This is a genomic window from Natronomonas pharaonis DSM 2160 (assembly GCF_000026045.1).
Taxonomy (GTDB): Archaea; Halobacteriota; Halobacteria; order Halobacteriales; family Haloarculaceae; genus Natronomonas; species Natronomonas pharaonis.
Window position 1 is genome coordinate 2,014,509 of sequence record NC_007426.1, and the last position, 20,817, is coordinate 2,035,325.

25 protein-coding genes are annotated in these 20,817 nt (G+C 63.4%); 11 read left to right on the plus strand and 14 right to left on the minus strand.

Annotation, left to right across the window (positions count from 1 at the left end; genetic code table 11):
• Positions 1-48: 48 nt before the first annotated feature.
• Together NP_RS10240 and NP_RS10245 are read right to left on the minus strand one after the other, a co-directional pair.
• Positions 49-810 carry a GTP cyclohydrolase III gene (locus tag NP_RS10240; RefSeq protein ID WP_011323778.1) on the minus strand — a complete coding sequence of 254 codons (762 nt, stop codon included), beginning with the start codon at positions 808-810 and terminating at the stop codon, positions 49-51.
• Between the two features lie 79 nt (positions 811-889).
• Positions 890-1,192 (minus strand): DUF5785 family protein, encoded by a 303-nt coding sequence (locus tag NP_RS10245; RefSeq protein ID WP_011323779.1) that lies wholly within the window; start codon positions 1,190-1,192, stop codon positions 890-892.
• A gap of 190 nt (positions 1,193-1,382) precedes the next feature.
• Here NP_RS10245 and NP_RS10250 point away from each other — a divergent pair, with 190 nt between their 5' ends.
• Positions 1,383-1,865 carry a chemotaxis protein CheW gene (locus NP_RS10250; protein ID WP_011323780.1) on the plus strand — a complete coding sequence of 161 codons (483 nt, stop codon included), beginning with the start codon at positions 1,383-1,385 and terminating at the stop codon, positions 1,863-1,865.
• Between the two features lie 74 nt (positions 1,866-1,939).
• Positions 1,940-2,503, plus strand: coding sequence for a DUF420 domain-containing protein (locus NP_RS10255; protein WP_011323781.1), 564 nt, complete (start codon positions 1,940-1,942; stop codon positions 2,501-2,503).
• Between the two features lie 74 nt (positions 2,504-2,577).
• Here the strand turns inward: NP_RS10255 and NP_RS10260 are convergent, their stop codons facing one another.
• The 4 genes from NP_RS10260 to NP_RS10275 all read right to left on the minus strand — a co-directional run bounded on the left by NP_RS10260 (position 2,578) and on the right by NP_RS10275 (position 5,979).
• Positions 2,578-4,227 carry a long-chain fatty acid--CoA ligase gene (locus tag NP_RS10260; protein ID WP_011323782.1) on the minus strand — a complete coding sequence of 550 codons (1,650 nt, stop codon included), beginning with the start codon at positions 4,225-4,227 and terminating at the stop codon, positions 2,578-2,580.
• Positions 4,228-4,300: 73 nt separating this feature from the next.
• Positions 4,301-4,963: an O-methyltransferase gene (locus NP_RS10265; RefSeq protein ID WP_011323783.1), complete on the minus strand. Its 663-nt coding sequence runs from the start codon at positions 4,961-4,963 to the stop codon at positions 4,301-4,303.
• Positions 4,960-5,529 carry a thioredoxin family protein gene (locus NP_RS10270; RefSeq protein ID WP_011323784.1) on the minus strand — a complete coding sequence of 190 codons (570 nt, stop codon included), beginning with the start codon at positions 5,527-5,529 and terminating at the stop codon, positions 4,960-4,962. The genes NP_RS10265 and NP_RS10270 overlap by 4 nt, the downstream gene beginning before the upstream one ends.
• Positions 5,530-5,559: 30 nt before the next feature.
• On the minus strand, positions 5,560-5,979 hold the full coding sequence (locus NP_RS10275; RefSeq protein ID WP_011323785.1) for an EamA family transporter: 420 nt from the start codon (positions 5,977-5,979) through the stop codon (positions 5,560-5,562).
• Positions 5,980-6,092: 113 nt separating this feature from the next.
• On the opposite strand from NP_RS10275, the gene hisF reads away from it, so the two are divergent.
• Positions 6,093-6,908 carry an imidazole glycerol phosphate synthase subunit HisF gene (gene hisF / locus NP_RS10280; RefSeq protein WP_011323786.1) on the plus strand — a complete coding sequence of 272 codons (816 nt, stop codon included), beginning with the start codon at positions 6,093-6,095 and terminating at the stop codon, positions 6,906-6,908.
• 80 nt (positions 6,909-6,988) lie between these two features.
• Complete coding sequence (locus NP_RS10285; protein WP_011323787.1) at positions 6,989-7,804, plus strand: J domain-containing protein; 816 nt, start codon at positions 6,989-6,991, stop codon at positions 7,802-7,804.
• Between the two features lie 6 nt (positions 7,805-7,810).
• Here NP_RS10285 and NP_RS10290 read toward each other — a convergent pair whose 3' ends face one another.
• A complete protein-coding gene (locus tag NP_RS10290) occupies positions 7,811-8,095 on the minus strand; it encodes a DNA-directed RNA polymerase subunit L (RefSeq protein ID WP_011323788.1) in 285 nt (94 codons plus the stop codon).
• A 65-nt stretch (positions 8,096-8,160) separates the two neighbouring features.
• Positions 8,161-9,684 (minus strand): CocE/NonD family hydrolase, encoded by a 1,524-nt coding sequence (locus tag NP_RS10295; protein WP_011323789.1) that lies wholly within the window; start codon positions 9,682-9,684, stop codon positions 8,161-8,163.
• Positions 9,685-9,821: 137 nt separating this feature from the next.
• Here NP_RS10295 and NP_RS10300 point away from each other — a divergent pair, with 137 nt between their 5' ends.
• Together NP_RS10300 and NP_RS10305 are read left to right on the plus strand one after the other, a co-directional pair.
• Positions 9,822-10,577, plus strand: coding sequence for an SDR family NAD(P)-dependent oxidoreductase (locus NP_RS10300; RefSeq protein ID WP_011323790.1), 756 nt, complete (start codon positions 9,822-9,824; stop codon positions 10,575-10,577).
• A 72-nt stretch (positions 10,578-10,649) separates the two neighbouring features.
• On the plus strand, positions 10,650-12,020 hold the full coding sequence (locus NP_RS10305; RefSeq protein WP_011323791.1) for a geranylgeranyl reductase family protein: 1,371 nt from the start codon (positions 10,650-10,652) through the stop codon (positions 12,018-12,020).
• Between the two features lie 31 nt (positions 12,021-12,051).
• Here NP_RS10305 and NP_RS10310 read toward each other — a convergent pair whose 3' ends face one another.
• The 3 genes from NP_RS10310 to NP_RS10320 all read right to left on the minus strand — a co-directional run bounded on the left by NP_RS10310 (position 12,052) and on the right by NP_RS10320 (position 15,363).
• Positions 12,052-12,663, minus strand: coding sequence for a DNA-3-methyladenine glycosylase family protein (locus tag NP_RS10310; RefSeq protein ID WP_011323792.1), 612 nt, complete (start codon positions 12,661-12,663; stop codon positions 12,052-12,054).
• Between the two features lie 40 nt (positions 12,664-12,703).
• Positions 12,704-13,273 carry a serine O-acetyltransferase gene (cysE, locus tag NP_RS10315; RefSeq protein WP_011323793.1) on the minus strand — a complete coding sequence of 190 codons (570 nt, stop codon included), beginning with the start codon at positions 13,271-13,273 and terminating at the stop codon, positions 12,704-12,706.
• 134 nt (positions 13,274-13,407) lie between these two features.
• Entirely contained in the window at positions 13,408-15,363 is a 1,956-nt protein-coding gene (locus tag NP_RS10320; RefSeq protein WP_011323794.1) for an AMP-dependent synthetase/ligase, read from the minus strand.
• A gap of 220 nt (positions 15,364-15,583) precedes the next feature.
• Between NP_RS10320 and NP_RS10325 the strand changes: the two genes are divergently transcribed.
• The gene (locus tag NP_RS10325; protein WP_011323795.1) at positions 15,584-16,186 is read left to right on the plus strand and encodes a protein sorting system archaetidylserine decarboxylase; all 603 of its coding nucleotides are present in this window, start codon (positions 15,584-15,586) and stop codon (positions 16,184-16,186) included.
• A gap of 19 nt (positions 16,187-16,205) precedes the next feature.
• On the opposite strand, the gene NP_RS10330 is transcribed toward NP_RS10325, so the two are convergent.
• Complete coding sequence (locus NP_RS10330) at positions 16,206-16,397, minus strand: hypothetical protein (RefSeq protein WP_011323796.1); 192 nt, start codon at positions 16,395-16,397, stop codon at positions 16,206-16,208.
• Positions 16,398-16,535: 138 nt separating this feature from the next.
• Here NP_RS10330 and NP_RS10335 point away from each other — a divergent pair, with 138 nt between their 5' ends.
• Both NP_RS10335 and NP_RS10340 read left to right on the plus strand, forming a co-directional pair.
• Entirely contained in the window at positions 16,536-16,973 is a 438-nt protein-coding gene (locus NP_RS10335; protein ID WP_011323797.1) for a DUF5796 family protein, read from the plus strand.
• The gene (locus NP_RS10340; protein ID WP_011323798.1) at positions 16,973-17,221 is read left to right on the plus strand and encodes a DUF7508 domain-containing protein; all 249 of its coding nucleotides are present in this window, start codon (positions 16,973-16,975) and stop codon (positions 17,219-17,221) included. Before NP_RS10335 ends, NP_RS10340 begins: the two co-directional genes overlap by 1 nt.
• Positions 17,222-17,237: 16 nt before the next feature.
• Here NP_RS10340 and NP_RS15115 read toward each other — a convergent pair whose 3' ends face one another.
• Positions 17,238-17,372, minus strand: coding sequence for a DUF7128 family protein (locus tag NP_RS15115; RefSeq protein WP_049939658.1), 135 nt, complete (start codon positions 17,370-17,372; stop codon positions 17,238-17,240).
• 117 nt (positions 17,373-17,489) lie between these two features.
• On the opposite strand from NP_RS15115, the gene NP_RS10350 reads away from it, so the two are divergent.
• On the plus strand, positions 17,490-19,598 hold the full coding sequence (locus NP_RS10350; RefSeq protein WP_011323799.1) for an AAA family ATPase: 2,109 nt from the start codon (positions 17,490-17,492) through the stop codon (positions 19,596-19,598).
• Between the two features lie 3 nt (positions 19,599-19,601).
• On the opposite strand, the gene NP_RS10355 is transcribed toward NP_RS10350, so the two are convergent.
• Positions 19,602-19,865 (minus strand): hypothetical protein, encoded by a 264-nt coding sequence (locus NP_RS10355; RefSeq protein ID WP_011323800.1) that lies wholly within the window; start codon positions 19,863-19,865, stop codon positions 19,602-19,604.
• A gap of 65 nt (positions 19,866-19,930) precedes the next feature.
• Between NP_RS10355 and NP_RS10360 the strand changes: the two genes are divergently transcribed.
• Positions 19,931-20,734 carry an inositol monophosphatase family protein gene (locus NP_RS10360; protein WP_011323801.1) on the plus strand — a complete coding sequence of 268 codons (804 nt, stop codon included), beginning with the start codon at positions 19,931-19,933 and terminating at the stop codon, positions 20,732-20,734.
• Positions 20,735-20,817 lie beyond the last annotated feature (83 nt).

Here is a 20,817-nt window from a genome sequence, read left to right on the forward strand (position 1 = left end):
TCCACAGCCACAAAAGTACCGGCCGCAATGTTCGTGGCGGCTACCGTACTACCGGGCGAACTCGACGTCGGTGTTTTCCTCACGACACGTCTCAAGCGCATGCTTTGCTGCCATCCCGGCGGCCTGAGCGGTTCGGTCGAGGCCGACACCGACTTTCAGCTCGACGCCGACGGTTTCGTTGACGTGCTCGATGGCGTCGAGATATGCTGCCTCGTCGATACCGTCACAGACTGCGATGATATTGTCGCCGCCGACGAAGAACGACAGCGAGTCGTTCTCGTGGCGCATATACCGCATCAACTCGGCGTAGCCCTGTTCGATGTTGATAAACGAGTCGAACTCGTTGAGCTGGTCTGTATACTTGCCCGTCGCATCGTTGACATCGAAATGAGCGATTTGTACGTCGGTGTCGGTCCGCTCGGACGGCTGAATCGGGTCGCCACGAAGGATTTCAGTGCGGCCCTTGTCCTGTGCGCTGCCGGCATCCTGTAGCTGGTCGGTCGCGGTGCCGAGCGCCGCGGCTGGCGACGAATCAACGCCGATGCTCAGGCTCACCGTCACGGGGTACCGGTTGCCAACGGATTCCTGAATCAGCGCGTGAGCGTCGGCATCGAGGCCGTTCGTAACCGCCACCATATTGTCGAAACGGGTAAAGAAAACATAGCCCATCCGGTTGCCGATAAGCTGAGAGAGGTCGGCGTAGAGCCGCGATTGCAGGGTCTGTAAGTCGACTTCGCGGCGCGGTTCGGGGGTGACAGTCCACGGACCGTAGTTGTCTATCTGAACGAGCGTTACCTGTGTGTTCGTCACATGCCATACTCCGGTCGGGGTAGATATTTGTCTTATCATCCCCGAACGTGCATCACAAAAACGAGACGGAAACCGCGGGCTACGCGTGTTTCTCGACGTCGACTTCCCACATGTCGGCGTTCCGCATCGCTTGGCCGACCGCCTTGTGGAAGGAGACAATGTCGTCAAACTCCGATTGGTCGACGTGCTCGAAGATATCGGCGACGCTTACGACCTCGCTGTGGTTGAGCCGAACCGGCTCGTCACCGTGCTCGTCAACGAAGTCGGAGGCCGAAAGCGGGAAGTCTCCCTCTTCGTCGAGTTTCTTTGCGAGTATCGCCTGCCCGTACTTCCGTTTCCCCTCGGAGCCTTCTTCGCCGTCGGGGTCGTGGGGCCAGTCCATACCAGTGTGTGGAGCAGCCACTATGAAAGCGTTTCCGCTCTCGGTCCGTCGTCGGCGGCGAGCGCGGCAGTATCCACGCGTGAAACGCTCGCAGTATTAAGTAGGCGGCGCGCTAATCTGTCGGTAACGTCAGCCGCCGTGGCCGTCGGCGACCGCCAGCGACGGCGACCACGGGGCCGACCTCAGAACCATGTCCGAGGACCAACCGCAGACGACCGAGACGAAGCAGGTACTTGAGTTTCGTCTCGGCGACGAGACCTACTGTGTGAGCATCGACTTCGTGACCGAAATCGTCGACATGGGGGAGCTGACCCCCATTCCGAACTCCCCGCCGCACGTCGAGGGGGTCATCGACCTCCGTGGAAACACGACCTCGATCATCGACCCGAAAGTCGGACTCGACATCGAAGGCGAACTCGGCGAGCGCATCGTCATCTTCGATTCCGAAATCTTCGACGACGAGCGGTCGGTCGGGTGGGCCGTCGACAGCGTCGAGGAGGTGTCCGATATCGACCTCGAAGAGGTCGACGACTCGCCGGTCGAACAGGAGCACATCTATGGCCTCATCAAGCGCGAGGAGGATTTCGTCGTCTGGATAGACCCCAAAACGATGGACAACGAGTTCGCCGCGGGCGAGGAGCTGGCGACGCCGGACGCGGTCTCGGAAAGCTAAGCCGCCAGGCAGGGTGACGGAGGCATCGACCGCAGAGAAAACACCTATCGGGACGCCTCCGGTAGGTGGCGGTGATGAAGCTACGCGCGTGGACCCGCGAACACGTACTCGGCATCACCGTTGTCCTCTCCGTTGTCTCGCTTACGCTCGTCTTCGGCGCGGCTCTGCAGGCAGTCCCGACCGACCCGCTGCCGAAGCCGCAGCCGCTTCTCGACGCGATTCCGCACGCCAACGCCGTCATTAGTCTCGCTGCTATCGGGACAATTCTCGGTGGCGTTTACGAGATTCGGCGCGGAAACGTCGACCGCCACCGACTGCTGATGGTCGCCAGCTTCCTGCTTTTCGCCGGCTTTCTCGTACTGTACCTCTACCGAGTCGCCATTGTTGGGCCAAGTGCGTTCCCCGGCGGAGAAACCGTCAGAACGTTCGTTTACCTGCCGTTCCTCGCAGTCCATATCGTGCTGGCGGTCGCCTGTGTCCCGTTCGTGTTCTATGCGCTCCTCGTCGCGGGGACCCGCCCAGTCGAAGAAATCTACCGGACGAACCACCGCACAGCGGGCCGAATCGCGGCCGCCCTGTGGTTGATTTCGTTCTCGATGGGGATTGTCATCTACCTGATGCTATATCACATCTACTGAGTACCCAAGCCGTGGTATGCTTTCGCAGCCGACAAAAAAGAGACTACGTTCTGTAGGAACCGCCGTAGACCGCCTTAGCTCTCTTCGGGCGCGGCCTCGTCGGGGACCTGCCCCTCAAGCAGCGACTCGTCGGTGTACTGCTGGCGGATGTCCTTCTTGGAGAACTTCCCGGTTGCGGTCTTGGGAATCTCGTCGATGAACTCGATAGCGTCCGGCAGCCACCACTTCGGATAATCCTCGCGAAGGAGGTCCATAACCTCATCGCTCAGCGTCTCGGTGTTGGCCGTCTCGCCGGGGACGACGAACGCGACCGGCCGTTCCTGCCACTTTTCGTGGGGGACGCCGACGACAGCCGACTCCGCGACATCGTCGTGGGCCATGATGGCGTTTTCGAGTTCGACAGACGAAATCCACTCGCCGCCGGACTTGATGACGTCCTTGGCGCGGTCGACGATTTTGATGTAGCCTTCCTCGTCGACGGTGACGACGTCGCCGGTCTTCAGCCACCCGTCCTCGAAGTCTTCCTCGTTGGCCTCAGGCCGCTCGAAGTACTCCTGGGTGACCCATGGGCCACGAATCCAGAGTTCGCCGAACTCCTCGCCGTCCCAAGCGATTTCTTCGCCGTCCTCGTCGATGACTTTCATCTCGAGGCCGGGAGCGAGCAGTCCCTGCTTGGACCGGTGTTCGAGCTGGGTTTCGTAGTCTTCGTCTTCGAGGTTGTACTTGAGCTGAGAGACCGAACCGATGGGCGACATCTCGGTCATGCCCCACGCGTGCAGCAGTTCGACATCGCGGTCGTCGAACCAGCGAATCATCGACTCGGGCGCAGCGGAGCCGCCGACGATGACGGTATCGAGCGCCGATAGGTCAAGGTCGTTCTCCTCGGCGTAGTCCATCAGCCCCAGCCAGACGGTCGGGACGCCGGCCGTAATCGTGACGCCCTCCTCTTCGATAAGCTGTGCGAGGTCTTCGGGGTCCGGCTCCGGTCCGGGATAGACGTGCTTCGAGCCGGCCGCAGTCGCGGTAAAGGGCATCCCCCACGCGTTGACGTGGAACATCGGTACCACGGGCATAATGACATCGTCGTCGTCCATCGGGATGCCCTGCGGCGTCAGCGACGCCATCGTGTGGCTCCACAGCATCTGCTGGGTGTATTCGACGCCCTTGGGGTTGCCCGTCGTCCCCGAGGTGTAACACATGCCGGCGGGCTGGTCCTCGTCGAGGACCGGCCAGTCGTACTCCGTCGGCTGGCCGCCGACAAACTCCTCGTATGGGGTTGCATCGAGGCTGTCGGTTCCCGATTCGCCCATCACGACGAAATCGACGCCCTCAAACTCGGGGGCGTCTTGGGCCGCCTGCGCCAGCTTCGGCGCAAGCGACTGGTCGACGAAAATGAGTTCGTCGTCAGCGTTGTCGACGATGTACTGGATGTGCTCGTCGGGCAGCAGCGGATTGATGGTGTGGAGCTGTGCCCCGATAGTCGGCACGCCGAAGTAGGTCTCGAAGTGTCGGTGGTGATTCCAGCAGAACGTACCGATGCGGTCGCCCTCCTCGATACCGTACTCGTCAAGCGCGTTGGCGAGCTGGGCCGTCCGGTCGGCGTATTCGCTGTAGGTGTAGCGTTCGATACCGCGATGGGTCCGGGAAACGATTTCCCGGTCCGGATAGAGATTTTCCGCGCGCCACAGGAACGGTCTGAGTGTCTGGTCAGTGCCTCCTGGCATACGCTACACCACTACGAGTAACCACAACTTGATTCTTGGCACAAACTGTTGTAGCGTGTTAACTGAAAGAATCTCAAGGCCGCTGGATGCGGCGGCTGACAGCCAGCCCCTCACCGAGCGGTAGCAGCGTCGTCTCGAAGCTACTGGCGTCGTCAAGATGGTCGAGGTACGCTGCGATGCCGCCCGCAGGGCCGCCGTCGTCGGTTCGATTCCCGATGACGAGGTCGGCTATCTCGTCGAACTCGAACGGACCGGCGGTCATGTTATCGGCGACGACGACGCCGCCGGGGGGCACCTTCGGTGCAACAGCCTCGAAGGCTTCGACGTAGCGTCGCTTTTCGTTGTCGATGAGGACCACGTCGAACGGCCCCTCATATTTGCGGACAATCTCGATTGCGTCGCCGACCTCGAAGGTAGCGCGGTCGGCGACCCCGCCCCGTTCGAAATAGGCTCGGGCGTCGTCGAGCTCTTCGGCGTCGATTTCGGTGAGCACTACCTCACCGTCCTCGGAGAGCGCCCGCGCGAACCAGTACGCCGAGTAGCCGAAGCCAGAGCCGAACTCGAAGACCCGGCGTGCCTCAACAAGGCCAGCGAGTTGCTGGAGCCAGCCGCCGACAGCAGGACCGACCGTTGGAAACCCGGTCTCGTCGGCGCGGGCGTCCATTTCTTCGAGCACCGCATCCGGTTCGGGGCCGATTGCGGCGGCGAACGCACCGAGGTCGTCCGGAACAGTCATTCCAACCACTTAATCGAGCAGCCCCGGGAGGGGCCGGGAGCCGGCTCCGGCTCCGCACCGTTCAGGACAGCCTCAATAGCCGCTCGCATCTCGAAGCCAGGAGCCTCAGACGGCTCGTCGTCGGGGGCAAGCGCGTCGTCGAAGCGCCCGTGGTAGACGAGTCGGAACGCCCCGCCGTCGTTGTGAAACAGGAAGGGGTCGGGCGTACAGACTGCCCCGTATGCCTCAGCGGTCGACTGCGGCTCGTCTCTGAGGTAGGCCGTGATGTCGATGTCACCGCGGTCTGCGTACTCGACCATCGTCTCGAAGCTATCCTCCGGGTACTCGTCGGCGTCGTTGGGATTGATGCCGACGACAGCGAGGTCGTCGTAGTCGTCAGCAAGCCGGTTCATCGTCTCGAACTTCGCCTGCACGTATGGGCAGTGGTTGCACATGAAAACGACCAGCAGCGCGTCGTAGCCACCGAAGTCATCGAGGCTGTGCTGGTCGCCATCGACTCCCGGAAGTTCGAAGGCCGGGGCCGGGTCGCCGACATCGAGTTCGTCCGACGCTGATTCGAGTGCCATACCGGGGCGTTAGACCGGAACCGACAAAAATCACCCCTCGAAGGTCGTCAAGAAGACCGCCACGACCGCGAGGACGATACCGGTCGCCTTCCGGAGGGTAAGCGCCTCATCGAGAAACAGGATGCCGATGACGGAGCTAGCGACCAAAAAGAGTCCGAAGATAGGAACCACGACGCTGACCGGCCCGGCCGCAAGCGCCCGGTAGTAGGCGATAATGCCGACCGCGAGGCAGACGCCGGCAGCGTACATATACGGCGCGTGTTCGTGGGTCAGCGCCGAGAGTATCGGTCGGTCAGTCGCGACAACAAGCCCAAAGGCAGCAACGACGAGCATGCCGTTGGTCACCATCGCGACCGTGTCGGCCGGCAGTTCCTGCGTAGCGAGTTTCGTCAGCGGCGCAACGAGCGCGTAGGCGGCGAGGGCGACAAGCGCATACCAGATGTACTGCATGGGCGGAGTCAGCGGTCCGGCGGACAAGTCCCCACCGGAAGCGGTCGGATAGAGGGGTTGGCTGACGCCTCCGAAACCGTGAAACCCGGACGCCGTCAACACCCACACAACAGATGGCGCTCACCAAACGTATCATCCCCTGCATCGACGTTGACCTAAACGAAGACGGGGAGGCGGCCGTCTACACCGGTGTCAACTTCGAGGACCTCGAATACACCGGCGACCCGGTCGAACTCGCCAAAAAGTACAACGAGGCCGGTGCCGACGAGTTCGTCTTCCTCGACATTACCGCCTCGGCGGAGGGCCGAGAGACGATGCTCGATACCGTCTCAGCGGTCGCCGACGAGTGTTTCATCCCCCTCACCGTGGGCGGTGGCATCCGAACCCGAGACGACATCAAAGAGACCCTGCGAGCCGGCGCGGACAAGGTTTCTATCAACACCGGCGCGCTCCAGCGGCCCGAACTCATCGGCGAGGGTGCGGAGGCGTTCGGCAGCCAATGTATCGTTATCTCCGTCGACGCCCGGCGGCGATTCGACGAGGCAGGCGAACACTACGTCGAGGTCGACGGCGAGTCCTGTTGGTTCGAGTGTACAATCAAAGGTGGCCGCGAGGGCACCGGCACCGACGTCGTCGAGTGGGCCGGTGAGGCCGCCGACCGCGGGGCCGGCGAGCTGTTCGTCAACTCCATCGACGCCGACGGTACAAAGGACGGCTATGACATCCCGCTGACGAAGGCGGTCTGTGACAACGTTCCGACGCCGGTCATCGCCTCCTCCGGCTGTGGGTCGCCGGAGCATATGGCCGAAGTGTTCGAGGATGCCGATGCCGATGCGGCGCTTGCGGCGTCTATCTTCCACTTCGAGGAGTACAGCATCGAAGAAACGAAACGCTCTCTCGACGAGCAGGGGATTCCCGTTCGGTTGTAGCCGCCGCGCAAGCGCGGCTGAGTCACGGTCAAACATCCCCGAACGGAACGCTTTCGTCGTCCGGTCCCGTTTAGAAAAGCGTGCAATGGCGGTGTGAGTGGTGCGGACGGAACTATGAGAGCGACGAGCCACCGGCAACGTGTGAGACGTGTGGTCGCGAATCCTTCGAAGCGGATACCGACGACGACCCGTTCGAGAGCGAACAAATCGTGTGGGCGTGTGCCGACTGCGGCCGCGAACACGTCAAGCATTCGCCGCCGTGTGCCCGCTGTGGAGGGCACAACCTCGAACGACAACGGGTCACGGTTGATGTCGACGAAGACGTCTCAGCGCCCGGCTACCTCTCGGTCGGGGCGCCGTATCTGCTTGGAGCGCTCGTTGTGGTCGTCATCGTCGGCCTCGCGCTGGTCGGCGTCATCCCAGTGCCCGGGCTCTCGGGGCCGCCGGCTCCACCGGACGCTCCGGCCGACGAAGAACGGACAGCATCGCTTTCGCTTGCGGAGGTTGAGGCGAACCTCCACGACCGCTTCGAGACCGAACGCGACAGCGAGGGCGTCCAGTCACGGACGCTTGATGGCGGTGACACCGGTGCGTTCGTGACGTATCTCACGCGCCATACTGTCGCAGAGCGGTACGACGACGGCTACGACGGCGACGGCCCCGACCCGAGCGCGTTCGATATCCGGTGTCAGCGCCAGCCGGCTGTTGGCGTCTTTGAGACTGCTGTCGATGCGGACGCCTTCAACAGCGAGTCGGCGCTTGCGGACGAACTCGCGACGGCGATGCTAGACGTGACAGAGTATCGGAGCGCGATACGCAACGACGCACAGCGGGAAGGAATCAGCGTGCATGTCGCCCCCGACGGGACGGTCTTTGTCGGCTATCTCAGCTGTTGAGCGGCTTCAGGCGGCCGCCTCAAAGGCTTCTTCGAAAGCGTCTGTCTTGTCTCTGACCCGGCTGGCGCCTTGTTCGAGCGCGTCGAGGGGGTCGATGCTGCCGTCGGTCTTGATGGTGACGATGGGCTCGGTCTGGCCGCCTGACTGTTCGGGGTTGACGTCGTATGTGGCCGCGGTGACGCCGTCGAGTTCCAGCAGCGCACCCTTCAGGACGTTCATGAACGTGTGGTCTTCACCCTCGATTTCGATAGCCAGTTCCGTCTCCAGATTCTCGATGACGCGGAGGTCCATTGGCGACGGATACGGTCATCCGCCGTATGAGCGTTACGGAGCCGGCTGGTGGCGCAGCGGCTGGCCTACAGCGAGCCGTCGGCGAGCGGCAACTCCAGCGTCGAGCCGTCGTTGTGGACCGTTGCCGACCCGTACTCGTCGAGATAGAAGGGGTCCTCGGCGGCGATTTCAAGCCGCAGCGTCTCGCCGTCCGGGACCGACCGCTGGAGCGGCTCCAACTCCAAAGCGACCGTCTGCGTGCCATCTTCGATACGGACGGCGGTCACCTGGTCGTCGATTTGCTCGCTTCGGCCCCACCGGTCGACGTGGGAGAAGCTGACAAAGAGGTTCAACACGTCGTTGTCGGTTTCGACTGTCAGCGTCAGTTCGGGCGTCCCGAACACCTCGAACGCTCCGTCGGAGCCGATGTCGTAGTCCGCCGTCCGGCTCGCCCACAGGGGAGCCTGCCGGACCGTCGAGCGGTCGTCCGCAAGCGAATCAAGCGACACCGCTACCGGCTCGGCGCCGTCGCCGAAGCCCTCGAACGTCCGCCATGTCTCCTGCTGTTCGTCGTACAGCGATACCTCGGGGATGTCGGGGTCGCCGTCGCCACGAACGTGTGCGTTCATCCATTCGAGCGCCGCCTCGTGCATGTAGGTCTGCTGGTCGTCGCCGACGCCCAACTCGGCGATGTTATGACCGCCGTTGTAGATGACGAGTCGTGCATCGACGCCCACGGCGGATGCCTGTCGGTAGTTCGCAACCGCCTCACTCGGTGGAAAGAGCGTATCCTTCCAGCCGGAAACGACGAGCGTCGGCGCATCGAGGTCGTCGAGATACGTCGCCGGCGAACGCGCTTCGAAGTACGATTCGGCATCCGCCGGCAAGGCGTTTGCTTCGAGTGCTTCCCCGTACCATTCCGGAAGGCGCTCGTCGAGCGTCTGCTCGATGTTGCCGGTAAACCGCGAGGTCACCGCTCCGGAGCCGACGAGCGCGCCGAGCCAGCCGGACTTGATGGTTTCGTTCGGCGCGCCCGAGTAGACGAGGTCGTTCCACGCGATGCGCGGAACGATAGCGTCAATGCGGTCGTCCTGTGCGGCCGCCAGAAGCTGGATACCACCGCCATAGGAGCCGCCGTCCATACCAACCGCCGGGTTGTCACCATCAGCGCGCACTTCATCATAGTCTGCGAGCCAATCGAGCAGCGCCGACACGTCTCGTACTTCATTTGGCCCGTTGACCTGTACCTCACCGTCGGAATCACCGAATCCACGGGAGTCGTAGGCGAGAACAACGTAGCCGTGGCTGGCGTACATCTGTGCGGTACACCGCATGAGGTCCTTGTTGAGTCCCCAGCCGTGGGTCGTAAGCACCGACGGATGGGGACCAGCGGTGTCCGGCTCATACACCGTCGCAGCCAGTTCCGTTCCGTCGAAGGACGCAATTGTTACGTCGCGGCTCGTCACATCGCCGCTCGGCTCAAAAAGCTCCCCCGAGAGCGCACAGTCGAGTTCGATTGCCGAGGCCTGTCCCACCGCTGTCGTGGTGCCGGCCGCCGCCACCCCACCGGCAGCGAGCGTCCTGAGCACCGTACGTCTGGTAACCCCCATTCGTGTTACCGTGTGTCTCGGCACCGTCTATTAACGGTTTTTAATCTTCAAACTAGTTCATGCATGTTTCTATCACGGTCCACGACTAGCGGTAGCAAGGGGTAGGCTTTTGCGCTCTGCTGGGTTTACTCGTGGACATGGAGCTTGACCTCTCAGGCAAGACCGCCGTCGTTACCGGTGGCTCGCGTGGCATCGGTCGTGCAATCTCTCTCGGGTTCGCCGCTGCCGGCGCAGACGTTGTCCCGCTCTCCCGGACGGAATCTGACGTGGAGGCTGTTGTCGAAGATATCGAGTCCCACGGCGTTGAGAGCCGCGTTGAGACACTCGACGTCGCCGACAGTGACGCCGTCGAAGCCTGTTTTGAGCGGATTGACGATGCCCTCGGCATCGATGTCGTGGTCAACAACGCCGGCATTAATCCTGACGCGGCGCTCGGCACGCCGGAGTCAGTCCCCGATGAAGGGTTCGACAGCGTTCTCGATGTCAACCTCGGCGGTGCCTTCGCCTGTGCTCGCGCCGCAGAGCCAACACTGAGAGACAACGGCGGCTCGCTAATCAACGTCGCCAGCGTCGGCGGACTGGTTGGGCTCCCGCGGCAGCACCCCTACGTCGCCTCCAAGCACGGCCTCGTCGGGCTGACAAAAAGCCTCGCGCTCGATTGGGCACCGGACGTACGCGTCAACTGTCTCGCGCCGGGCTACGTTGCTACGGACCTCACAGATGACTTACAGGAAAACGAGGACCTCAGGCGTTCCATCGAGCGTCGAACGCCGCTTGACCGCTTCGCCGAACCGGAGGAAATCGCCGGACCGGCGGTGTTTCTTGCCAGCGACCTCGCCTCGTATGCGACCGGCGAAGTCTTCGCCGTCGACGGCGGGTGGACCGCTCGGTAACCGGGAGGAACGGGACAGGCCAGCGCCGCCTGTTCGTAAAGAGTTTTGCCGCCCCGGCGTCGAAACGTTGCCATGACCACCTTCGAGTACGACGTCGCCATCGTTGGAGCCGGCACCGCCGGCTGTTACGCCGGCGCGACTATCGCTGACGCGGGCTACGACGTCGTCATCGTCGACCGAAAGGACGCCGAGGAGGCCGGACACATCGCCTGTGGGGATGCGCTGAAGGGTGCCGATACGTTCCCCGAGGCGATTCCGAAATCCGAAATCGAATCGTCGTTCACAAACACCGATGTCGACCACGGGCAGTTCGAAATCCCACAGGAGGACGTCTCGCTCGACATCCCGATTCCGGGCGAACTCGCCGTTATCGACCGCTGGGAGTACGGCCGCCAGCTTATCGATGCGGCCGAAGACGCCGGCACTGAGTTCCACTACGACACCGTCGTTCAGGATGTCCTGCAGGACGATGACGGCCGCGTCTACGGCTTCTCAGCCATCAAGAAGGGCGACCCACGAACCTACGAGGCCGAAATCGTCCTCGACGGGGCGGGAGCGCTATCGATTCTACAGGACAAGGCCGACTTCGAGGATGCGACCTTCGATACGAACGTCCAGTACTCGCAGTTCTCCTCGGCCTACCGGGAGGTTATCGAGGTCGACGAGCCCGTCGAGTGGGACGACGCGCTCGTGTTCAAGCCGACGAAGCGCTCGGCAGGATATCTCTGGTACTTCCCGCGGACGCCGACCGAAATCAACGTCGGGCTCGGCTTCCAGATGAACGAGGAGCCGATGAAACTCGTCGACGACCTTCGGGAGGATATCAGCCGTCGGCCGGAGCTGAAAGGCGCCACTGTCAAAGACAAACTCGGCGCGGCGCTGCCGACTCGCCGACCGTACGACTCGGCAACCGCGCCGGGCTATATGGCCATCGGCGACGCCGCGGCCCACGTCAACCCCATCAGCGGCGGCGGCATCGCCGGCGCGGCCTACGCCGGCCAGTACGCCGGGGAAGCCGCAATCGGTGCCATCGAGGACGGCGATGTCAGCGAGGCGAACCTCTGGGAGTACAACGAGCGCGTGATGGACCACTACGGCGGTCGGTATGCGGCCCTCGATGTGTACAACATCTTCTCGACGGCCTGTGACCTCGACGAGCTACTGGGGCTACTGGCGGCGATGCCCGCCGAAAAGCTCTCGGATGCGCTGTACTCCGGGTCCGCGGAGGTCGGGCTACCGCTCAAGCTCCGCGTGCTGGTCAAGAGCTTCGGCCATTGGAAGACGCTCAAGGAGCTTTTCGACACTAAACAACTCGCCGACCGGCTGTTGGAGCATTACGAGACGTATCCGTCCAGTCCCGAGGGACTCGACGCCTGGCAGGAAACGAGAGACGAGATTATGGACGACATCTACGCACAGACCGGCGCGGAACCGAAGTACTAGCGGCGTCGCCGTCCGACAGCGGCAGCGGATGTTACGACCGCCGGACGACTTCCGCAACCGATTCGTCGAGCGGCTCGTTGACACGCCACAGATAGAGACTCGCGTAGCTCCGGTACGGAGCCCAGCGTTCGGCCGCTTCAGTCATCGCCGCGCGGTCGAGGTCCTCGTCGAGAAGCGCCCGCATACCTTTCCGGATTCCGAGGTCTCCAACCGGGAAGACGTCTTCTCTGCCCAGCGAGAACAGCAGTTGCATGTTCGCCGTCCACTCGCCGACGCCGGTGATATCAGTAAGCTCTGCCCGCACCGCCTCGTCGTCCATCGGCTCGAAGTAGGCCCTGTCGTAGCCGTGGTCTTCGAATGCCGCCGCAATGTTGTGGAGATAGGTGGCCTTCTGCCGGGAGAGGCCGGCCTCACGGAACGTCTCTGTGTCGGCGGCCAGCACTGCTGTCGGCGTCGGCTCGACGGCATCGAAGAGCCGCTTTTTCGTGGCCTCGGCCGACGCCATCGACACCTGCTGGCGGAGCACCGAGACGAGCAGTCGGCGGAACAGGTCGTCGGCCGGCTCGATTGTCAGCGCGCCGTGGCGTTCGATGAGCGGTTCGAGGACCGGGTCGGCACGGAGGGTGTCGTGCGGAGCGGTCACAGGCTTCTGTAGGGCTGGCGGACAGTTATGTCTCTCGGGCCTATGCCGGCCCATCAACCCGCTCGCTGCCGGTGCCGTCGACCGGCTCGGCGGGAGAGCCAGCGACAGTCTGGCCGGGAGCGACATCCTCGACGACAACGCTGCCAGCGCCGACCGTCGCCGATTCGCCGACGGTAATGTCGCCGATAAGGGTCGCGTTTGCGCCGACAGTAGCGCCGTCCGCAAGCGTCGGGTGGCGCTTCTCCCGGCGCATCGAGTCACCGCCGAGGGTGACACCGTGGTACAGCAGCACGTCATCGCCGATTTCGGCTGTCTCGCCGACGACAACGGCCGCGCCGTGGTCGATGAACAGTCGCCGGCCGATATCGGCGGCGGGATGGATTTCGACGCCAGTCAGGAGGCGGATACACTGCGACAGCGCTCGGGCGGCGAACGTGTGGCCACGCTCCCAGAGCGCGTGTGCGATGCGGTAGCCCCAGACGGCGTGGAGCCCCGGATACAACAGCGCGACAGAGAGCGCGCTCGTCGCGGCCGGGTCCTTTGCGAGGGCGGTCCGGATGTCCTCTCTGAGATGGCGACGTATCGTTCGGATGAGATTGTGGAGTGACATTGATATATTCGGAGCCATGCCGGTACCGACAGGAGAACAACGCGGCCGCCGATACCGCGTCGCTGCCGGACGAGACCGGAAAGTACCGACTACTCGGACGACGACATCATAAAAAGTGTCGGTGCGGGACGGCGCTACTTGTTGTAGTCGTCGCCGTAGATATCCTGGACCTGCTCTTCGAACTGCTCCATGACGTTCCGCCGCTTGATTTTCATCGACGGCGTCAGCAGGTCGTTGTCGGCCGTCCACTCGATGGGGACGAGCCGGAACTCTTTGATTTTCTCCGACTTCGAGAGCGTCTTGTTGACCTCTTCGACTTCCTCGTTGACGTACTCGCGGACGCGACTGTCTGCACAGATCGCCTCGGAGTCGTCGGGAAGGTCGATGCCCTCCTTGTCGGCCCACCGCTCGACGGCTTCGAGGTTCGGGACAAAGAGCGCGGCGATGAACTTCTGGTTGTCGCCGATGACCATCGCCTGGTCGATGCGCTCGGAGGTCGCAAACTCGTCTTCGATGGGCTGTGGGGCGATGTTTTTGCCCGTGTCGAGGACGATGAGCTGTTTCAGTCGGTCGTGGTAGATGAGGTAGTCATCGTCGGTCTGTTCGATGATGTCTCCGGTGCGGAACCAGCCGTCCTGAGTGAACGCTTCCTCGGTGGCCCCGGGTCGGTTCCAGTACCCCTCGGTGACGTTGGGACCTTTGACGTGGAGTTCGCCGATGTCGCCGTCGGCGTTGGCCTTCTGGTCGTCGGAAACGACCGTCTCGTCGAGTCGAACCTCGACGTTGGAAAGCGGCGGGCCGAGCGTCCCGGAGCGGTAGTCTTCCGGCGGGTTCACAGAGACGACAGGCGAGGTTTCAGTCAGCCCATAGCCTTCGAGAATCGGAATGCCCATCCCGTCGAAGAGCTCGGCGAGCTGCTTGGAGAGGCTGCCGCCGCCGCTGACGAAGAACTCGATGTTGCCACCCATCTGCTCCCGTACCGACGAGTAGACGAGCTTGTCCATGAGCTTGTACTTGAGCTTCAGCCCAAGACCCGGGCTCTCGGTGTTTGCCCACTGGCGGGCGATGGGCACCGCGCGGTTGAACACGGCCTCGGGAGCCTCGTCGCGGAGGCTATCGTAGATGCGTTCGTAGACTCGCGGCACCGACGACGCGCCAGTCGGCTTGACAATCTGAATGTCGTCGGCGACCGTGTCGGTCGACTCGGCGTATGAGACAGTCGCGCCGGAGCCGAACATCAGGAAGTGGCCGGCGACGCGTTCGAAGACGTGGGCCAGCGGCAGGAACGAGAGGACGCGGTCGCGCTCATCGATTGCGGGCAGGTCCTCGTCTTTGTCTGGGCGGGGTGCAAAGCGCTTTCGGAGCCCGTTGACGTTCGACCGGAAGTTTCGGTGAGTGAGTTGGACGCCCTTCGGTTTGCCGGTCGTCCCCGAGGTGTAGATGAGCGAGGCCAGGTCGTCGAGGTCACGTTCGGCGAGCCGTGACTCGTAGGCGTCCTGGTCGAAGTGCTCGTCGCCGAGGTCGTGGACCTCGGCCAGCGAGAGGATGTCATCGCGGTCGTCGTGGCCGTCGAAGTCGTCGATAACGACGATAAACGAGAGGTCGAGTTCGTCTTCGACCTCGAGTACCCGTTCGAGCAGTTCCCCGTTCTCGACGACGACGCCGTCGGCATTCGGGTCATCGAGAAGGTACTGGACCTGATTGGGCGACGACTCAGTGTAGACAGTCGTCACGACGCCACCGGCTGCAAGGATGGCGAAGTCTGACTGTGCCCACTCCATCCGGGTGTTGGCAAAGATGCCGACCCGTGTGTCGTTTTCGACGCCGAGTTCCCGAAAGCCGGCACTGAGGTTCCGGACGATTTCCTGCATCGTCTCGTATGTCAGTGATTCGAACTCGCCGGAGGGGGCCGCCGGGAGAACGTCCGGTGTCAGCGAGCGCTCGTAGACGCCCCCCTTGTACCACTGGGCATCTCGATCCGCGTGCCGCGAGGCGCTCTGCTCGAACAGCCTCGGAATCGTGTTCTCCCCAACCACCTCGTCCTCGAACTCCGCTTCGGCCTGTTTCCAGGCTGCCGTGCTGCTAGACATGGTCTGCTATAGGCATACTCACAATCCTCCCATATTAATGCAAGCACTTTCGGCGAAGTTTGCTTTCCATCCGAAATATTAGAACAGAAAATAATACAAGCACGACCGGGAATCGGGTGAACAGGTAAAAACCAATTAACAGTTTTAAACAGCAAAGCAATGTCGCGCCACGAGAGGCAAAACGGAACCACCTTGTCGGAGGGGCCGAATACCGGAAATCGTGTTCCCATCGATACCGTCGGTCGCTCCGGGGACCTGGCGATACGCTCGATTTCCACTGGTGGCAGCAGTCGTGTTCGCCGTTCTTTGGCCGCCGCTTGCGCTTGCGTGTCTCGCGGCCACCGTCGGCGTCTACTGGTTCCACCGCGACCCGGAGCGGTCACCACCGCCGACAGGCGTCGTTTCACCTGCCGACGGTCGCGTGTCCGTCGTCCGGACCGAGGGCCAACGGGTCCGGGTTGCGGTCTTCATGAACGTCACGGACGTGCATATCAACCGCGCGCCAGCCGCCGGCACCGTCACCTCAGTCGAGCATACGCCCGGCGGCCACCTGCCAGCGTTCAGCAAAAAATCCGACCGGAACGAGCGCGTGACAGTCGAGTTCGAGGAATACGAGCTCACGCTCATCGCCGGGACCGTCGCTCGACGGGTGTATCCCTACGTTGCGGCCGGTGACGAACTCGACCGCGGCGAACGCCTCGGTCACATCTCGTTTAGCTCTCGGGCCGACGTGTTACTCCCACCTGAATACGACCGGAGCGACATTCGGGTCGAGGAAGGCCAGCACGTCCGGGCCGGCGAAACCGTCATTGCCGCTCGTTGATACGGGCTGTTGTGGCGGCTCACCGAGCGAGATACGTCACGTCGTGTTCGACCTCGTAGCCCTTCGGGACGCCGACTGCTTCGAGACACTCCTCACAGAGCGGCTTTTCCATGTCCTTGTTGTGCGTCCGTTCGAGCACCGAAACCTCCGAAAGCGGAAAGATTTCTTCACACCGGCTGCACTCGGTCTTGTCGCCGTCGATGATGTTCATCCTCGGCGGCGTTTGAACGACAACGAACCTATGTACTTCGGGTGTTTCGTCTCGTGAACCGAAACGGCTATATTCACCGACAGCACCGAAGGTGCTCGACCGTCCCCCTTTTATTGACAGCCCCCCAACGCGCCGTCGATGACCAGCCGAAGCGACATCGCCCCGGAGACGCTGACAGTCTCGCTTGAATCCGAGGGCGTCGAAGTGGAGTACCTCGATGGCCGCTCGGTGTTCTATCATGGTGTCCCGGAAAAGAAAGCGGGAGCGGTTCACTGCCCGCCGGGCAAGGATGTCCACGTGCTCGTGACGGCACCGGACGAAACGCAGGGTGTGATGGTGTACGTCAACGACCGCAACACGCACGACGACATCCTCGAATCGACTGGCGTCGGCCGCGTCATCATTGAGGGAGGCGAGACAGCGTCGCTGTTCCCTGGGGTTGCGGCCGAAAGCACCGGCTACCGGGTTGAGGTTAGCGCGGACTTCGATGTCGCCGACGGGCGCGTGTTCGTCTTTGCGGAAGACCAGATGGGCGAGTTCAGCTACGAACTCGTTCCGGAGTCGGAGGTGGCGTGATGCCGCTGCAGAAGCCGTGGCAGCCGCTTGAGCGGTCGACCATAGGTGGCGTGCCGGACCGCTACGGTGTCTACGAACTCGGCGATGGTAACGGAACGGTGCTGGCCGTAGAGCACGGCCCACTCCGGGATGAACTCAAGGAAGCGCTGGCCTACGGGGACGGCTCGAAGGTTCGGTGGAAAGAAACACAGACCCGCGAACAGGCCGTCGAGATAGCCGACACACACAGAGAGCGGCTGGGCGAGTGACGGGACTGACGGCGGCTTACTGGATGTAGCTCGGTTCCTCAGCGTCACAGGACGCCTCGTGCTGTGTGGCGTCCTCGCGGTTGTCGAAGAGCATCCCGCACTTCTCGCACTTGTACCACGTCGTCCCGTCTTTCTCTGTGGTTTCGACCATGTCTGGAACTGTGACACGTGGGCGTATAACGGTTACCCCGCTACCAACCCGGACGACGACGGGGCGGTCGCTGCCGTCGTCGGAACGGTAAAGCGGCCGGCGGCCCGATGGCTACGCATGGACCGGCAGGTTACGCTCACGGTGAAAGGTGCCGAAAAGCGGGACGCGGGACGCGGGGTGGCCCGCCTGCCGGAAGCAGCGCGGCAGCAGTTAGGCGTGCTGAGCGGCGACACCGTCGTCATCGACGGCGAGTCGCCGACAGTCGCAAAGGTCTGGCCGGGCACGGGCGGCGGGGAGACGGTTCGCATCGACGCCGAAACCCGCGCCAATGCAGGTGTCACTATCGGTGACACCGTCACCGTTGAGCCGGTATCGATTGCTGACGCCGACCGCGTCGTCGTCGAACTCCCGGTAAGCGCCGACGATGACCTCCTCGAAGCGGTCGCGACCGACCTGCAAGACCGGCCGCTACGGGACGGCGAAGCGGTTCGGCTCGAACGGCCGGGGGTCAGAGCCCGCGTCGTCGAAACCGACCCGGGCGGGACCGTTCGGGTCACCGGTGAGACGACGATTCGCGTTCGCGAAAGCCCCGACGCGTCCGACGGAATCACGGACAGCGCCCCGGAACAGACCGAGACAGCCGAGCGTGCGGCTCCGGAGCCGACGCCCGACGCAACCTACGAGGACATCGGCGGTCTCGACGAGGAACTGGAACAGGTCAGAGAGATGATAGAGCTGCCGCTTTCGGAGCCGGAGCTGTTCCGCAAACTTGGCATCGAGCCGCCGTCGGGCGTCCTGTTGTACGGCCCGCCGGGAACTGGGAAAACGCTCATCGCCAAGGCCGTCGCCAACGAGGTCGACGCCCACTTCGAGGTCATCGACGGCCCGGAAATCGTCTCTAAGTACAAGGGCGAGAGCGAAGAACGGCTCCGGGAGACCTTCGAACGCGCGGTCGACAACCAGCCGGCCGTGGTCTTCATCGACGAAATCGACTCCATCGCCGGCACTCGCGACGAGGACGCCGACATGGAAAACCGGGTTGTCGCCCAGCTTTTGACGCTGATGGACGGCCTCGAAAACCACGGCCGCCTCATCGTCATCGGCGCGACCAACCGCGTCGACGCCATCGACCCCGCGCTCCGGCGCGGCGGCCGCTTCGACCGTGAAATCGAAATCGGCGCACCCGACGAGGGGGGCCGCAGGGAAATTCTCGATGTTCACACGCGTGGAATGCCGTTGAGCGAGGATGTCGACATCGACTATCTGGCGGCGCGAACGCACGGCTTCGTCGGCGCTGACATCCACTCGCTGGCGACGGAGGCGGCCATGGAGGCGCTTCGGAGCCGCGACGAGCGCGGCGAGCTTCGGGTCACCGCCGGGGACTTCGAGGCGGCACTGACCGCTACCGACCCCTCTGCGATGCGGGAATACGTCGCTGAGACCCCCGAGGCGGCGTTCGAGGATGTCGGTGGGCTCGACGCAGCCAAGCAGCGGCTGACCGAGGCAGTCGAGTGGCCGCTGTCGTATGGCCCGCTGTTCGAGGAGACGAACACCGACCCGCCGACCGGTATCCTGCTGTATGGGCCGCCCGGGACCGGAAAAACGCTCCTCGCGCGGGCGCTGGCCGGCGAAAGCGACGTGAATTTCGTTTCCGTAGCCGGGCCTGAGCTCCTTGACAAGTACGTCGGCGAGTCCGAGAAGGCCGTCCGGGAAGTCTTCGACCGGGCGAGACAGGCCGCGCCGGCAATCGTCTTCTTCGACGAAATCGATGCCCTCGCCGGTGTTCGCGGCGATGCCAGCGAGGCGACAGAACGGGTCGTCTCACAGCTGCTTGCGGAGCTCGACGGGCTGGCGGACAACCCGAATATGGTCGTGTTGGCGGCGACAAACCGAAAAGCGGCGCTCGACCCGGCGCTGCTTCGACCGGGGCGGCTTGAGACCCACGTCGAAGTTCCGGACCCCGGGGAAACAGCCCGCAAGGAGATTCTCGATGTTCACACGCGTGGCAAGCCGCTCGGCGAGGATGTCGACCTCGACGAGGTCGCCGCCGAGACGGCAGGCCGGTCGGGAGCAGAGCTCGAAGCCGTCGTTCGAGACGCCTCGATGCGGGCGATTCGGGAGCTGGCAACGGAACTTGGACCGGAGGCGGCCGCCGACCGCGCCGACGAGGTGACAATCGAGCGGCGACACTTCGAGGCGGCGCTGGATGCCATCGAAACGGCCTAACAGCTACTCGTCTGCCGGTTCGACATCACTGACGGTGCCGGCCGGCGTCCACCCGTCGTCGGTTTGTTCGCCGGCGACGAGCGGGTCGTCCCCACCGTCGGTGACGAACCGGTAGACCGTCCCGTCGTCTGCGACACCTTCGGCCTGAAAGGCTTCCTGAAAGAACTCCGCAGAACGGGGTTCGACAACGACCGAAGAGCCGTCTTCGAAGGTTACCAGTATCCGGTCGGGGGTGATGTTGTGAAACCGCTTTGCGAGCGTATGCATACGTGGAGTCAGTCTACCGACCGACAAATCGGTGCCGCTTTTTCGCCCGACGCCACAGGGCTCGTATGGACGAACGCGCCGACTGTGCCCGTCGGGCGGCCGAGGCCGGGGCCGATATCGCCGCGGCGGCGTTTCGGGACGGCATCGATTCGGAAACCAAGGGCGAAAAAACCGACGTAGTGACGCAGGCCGACCGAGACGCCCAGCGGCGCGTCGTTGGCGTCATCCGTGAGCGGTATCCGGATGAGCCGATTGTCGGAGAGGAAAGCGATGGCGAAACCGAAGCGACGGCTGATGAACTCCCGGCAGAGGGTGCGGCGTGGGTCGTCGACCCCATCGACGGGACGAACAACTTCGTTCATGGGCTCCGTGAGTGGGCCACAAGCGTCGTCGCCGTCGTCGATGGGGCCGCCGTCGCCGGAGCGACCGTCGCGCCGGCGCTTGGGGAGACATTCCTGCTGACGCCGGATGGGGCGTTTCTGAACGGGGACCCACTCGCCGTCAGCGACCGGTCGGACCCCGAGACGTTTACCGTGGTGCCGACCGTCTGGTGGGGGTTCGACCGCCGCGACGAGTACGCCGCGACGTGTGAGGCTATCGTTCAGCAGTTCGGCGATATGCGCCGCTTCGGGTCGGCGCAACTGGAACTCGGATACTGTGCCGCTGGGGCCGTTGAGGCGGTCGTGACAAACATCGACCCCGAGCCGTGGGACACCGTCCTCGGCGCGGCGCTCGTGCGGGCCGCCGGCGGGACCGTCACCGACATCCACGGCGAGCCGTGGCGACACGACAGCACGGGACTCGTCGCCTCGAACGGCCGCGCACACGACGCCGTTCTTGAGGCGGCTCGGAAGCCGGAGCGACAGTAGCCGGCCGCTCAGCGAACGCGGAAGCGACAGCCGCGCCACGGCGATAGTTGCGGTCGGTACGGACCGGAAACGTGAAACCGCCG

What these genes read in the sequence shown, in the direction of transcription:
- NP_RS10355 (WP_011323800.1), bottom strand. Translation starts at nt 19,865, where the DNA reads ATGCATACGCTCGCAAAGCGGTTTCACAACATCACCCCCGACCGGATA.
- NP_RS10275 (WP_011323785.1), bottom strand. Translation starts at nt 5,979, where the DNA reads ATGCAGTACATCTGGTATGCGCTTGTCGCCCTCGCCGCCTACGCGCTC.
- NP_RS10255 (WP_011323781.1), top strand. Translation starts at nt 1,940, where the DNA reads ATGAAGCTACGCGCGTGGACCCGCGAACACGTACTCGGCATCACCGTT.
- NP_RS10335 (WP_011323797.1), top strand. Translation starts at nt 16,536, where the DNA reads ATGACCAGCCGAAGCGACATCGCCCCGGAGACGCTGACAGTCTCGCTT.
- NP_RS10295 (WP_011323789.1), bottom strand. Translation starts at nt 9,684, where the DNA reads ATGGGGGTTACCAGACGTACGGTGCTCAGGACGCTCGCTGCCGGTGGG.
- NP_RS10250 (WP_011323780.1), top strand. Translation starts at nt 1,383, where the DNA reads ATGTCCGAGGACCAACCGCAGACGACCGAGACGAAGCAGGTACTTGAG.
- cysE (WP_011323793.1), bottom strand. Translation starts at nt 13,273, where the DNA reads ATGTCACTCCACAATCTCATCCGAACGATACGTCGCCATCTCAGAGAG.
- NP_RS15115 (WP_049939658.1), bottom strand. Translation starts at nt 17,372, where the DNA reads ATGGTCGAAACCACAGAGAAAGACGGGACGACGTGGTACAAGTGCGAG.
- NP_RS10305 (WP_011323791.1), top strand. Translation starts at nt 10,650, where the DNA reads ATGACCACCTTCGAGTACGACGTCGCCATCGTTGGAGCCGGCACCGCC.
- NP_RS10330 (WP_011323796.1), bottom strand. Translation starts at nt 16,397, where the DNA reads ATGAACATCATCGACGGCGACAAGACCGAGTGCAGCCGGTGTGAAGAA.
- NP_RS10350 (WP_011323799.1), top strand. Translation starts at nt 17,490, where the DNA reads ATGGACCGGCAGGTTACGCTCACGGTGAAAGGTGCCGAAAAGCGGGAC.
- NP_RS10320 (WP_011323794.1), bottom strand. Translation starts at nt 15,363, where the DNA reads ATGTCTAGCAGCACGGCAGCCTGGAAACAGGCCGAAGCGGAGTTCGAG.
- NP_RS10260 (WP_011323782.1), bottom strand. Translation starts at nt 4,227, where the DNA reads ATGCCAGGAGGCACTGACCAGACACTCAGACCGTTCCTGTGGCGCGCG.
- NP_RS10300 (WP_011323790.1), top strand. Translation starts at nt 9,822, where the DNA reads ATGGAGCTTGACCTCTCAGGCAAGACCGCCGTCGTTACCGGTGGCTCG.
- NP_RS10265 (WP_011323783.1), bottom strand. Translation starts at nt 4,963, where the DNA reads ATGACTGTTCCGGACGACCTCGGTGCGTTCGCCGCCGCAATCGGCCCC.
- NP_RS10245 (WP_011323779.1), bottom strand. Translation starts at nt 1,192, where the DNA reads ATGGACTGGCCCCACGACCCCGACGGCGAAGAAGGCTCCGAGGGGAAA.
- NP_RS10360 (WP_011323801.1), top strand. Translation starts at nt 19,931, where the DNA reads ATGGACGAACGCGCCGACTGTGCCCGTCGGGCGGCCGAGGCCGGGGCC.
- NP_RS10270 (WP_011323784.1), bottom strand. Translation starts at nt 5,529, where the DNA reads ATGGCACTCGAATCAGCGTCGGACGAACTCGATGTCGGCGACCCGGCC.
- NP_RS10290 (WP_011323788.1), bottom strand. Translation starts at nt 8,095, where the DNA reads ATGGACCTCCGCGTCATCGAGAATCTGGAGACGGAACTGGCTATCGAA.
- NP_RS10340 (WP_011323798.1), top strand. Translation starts at nt 16,973, where the DNA reads ATGCCGCTGCAGAAGCCGTGGCAGCCGCTTGAGCGGTCGACCATAGGT.
- hisF (WP_011323786.1), top strand. Translation starts at nt 6,093, where the DNA reads ATGGCGCTCACCAAACGTATCATCCCCTGCATCGACGTTGACCTAAAC.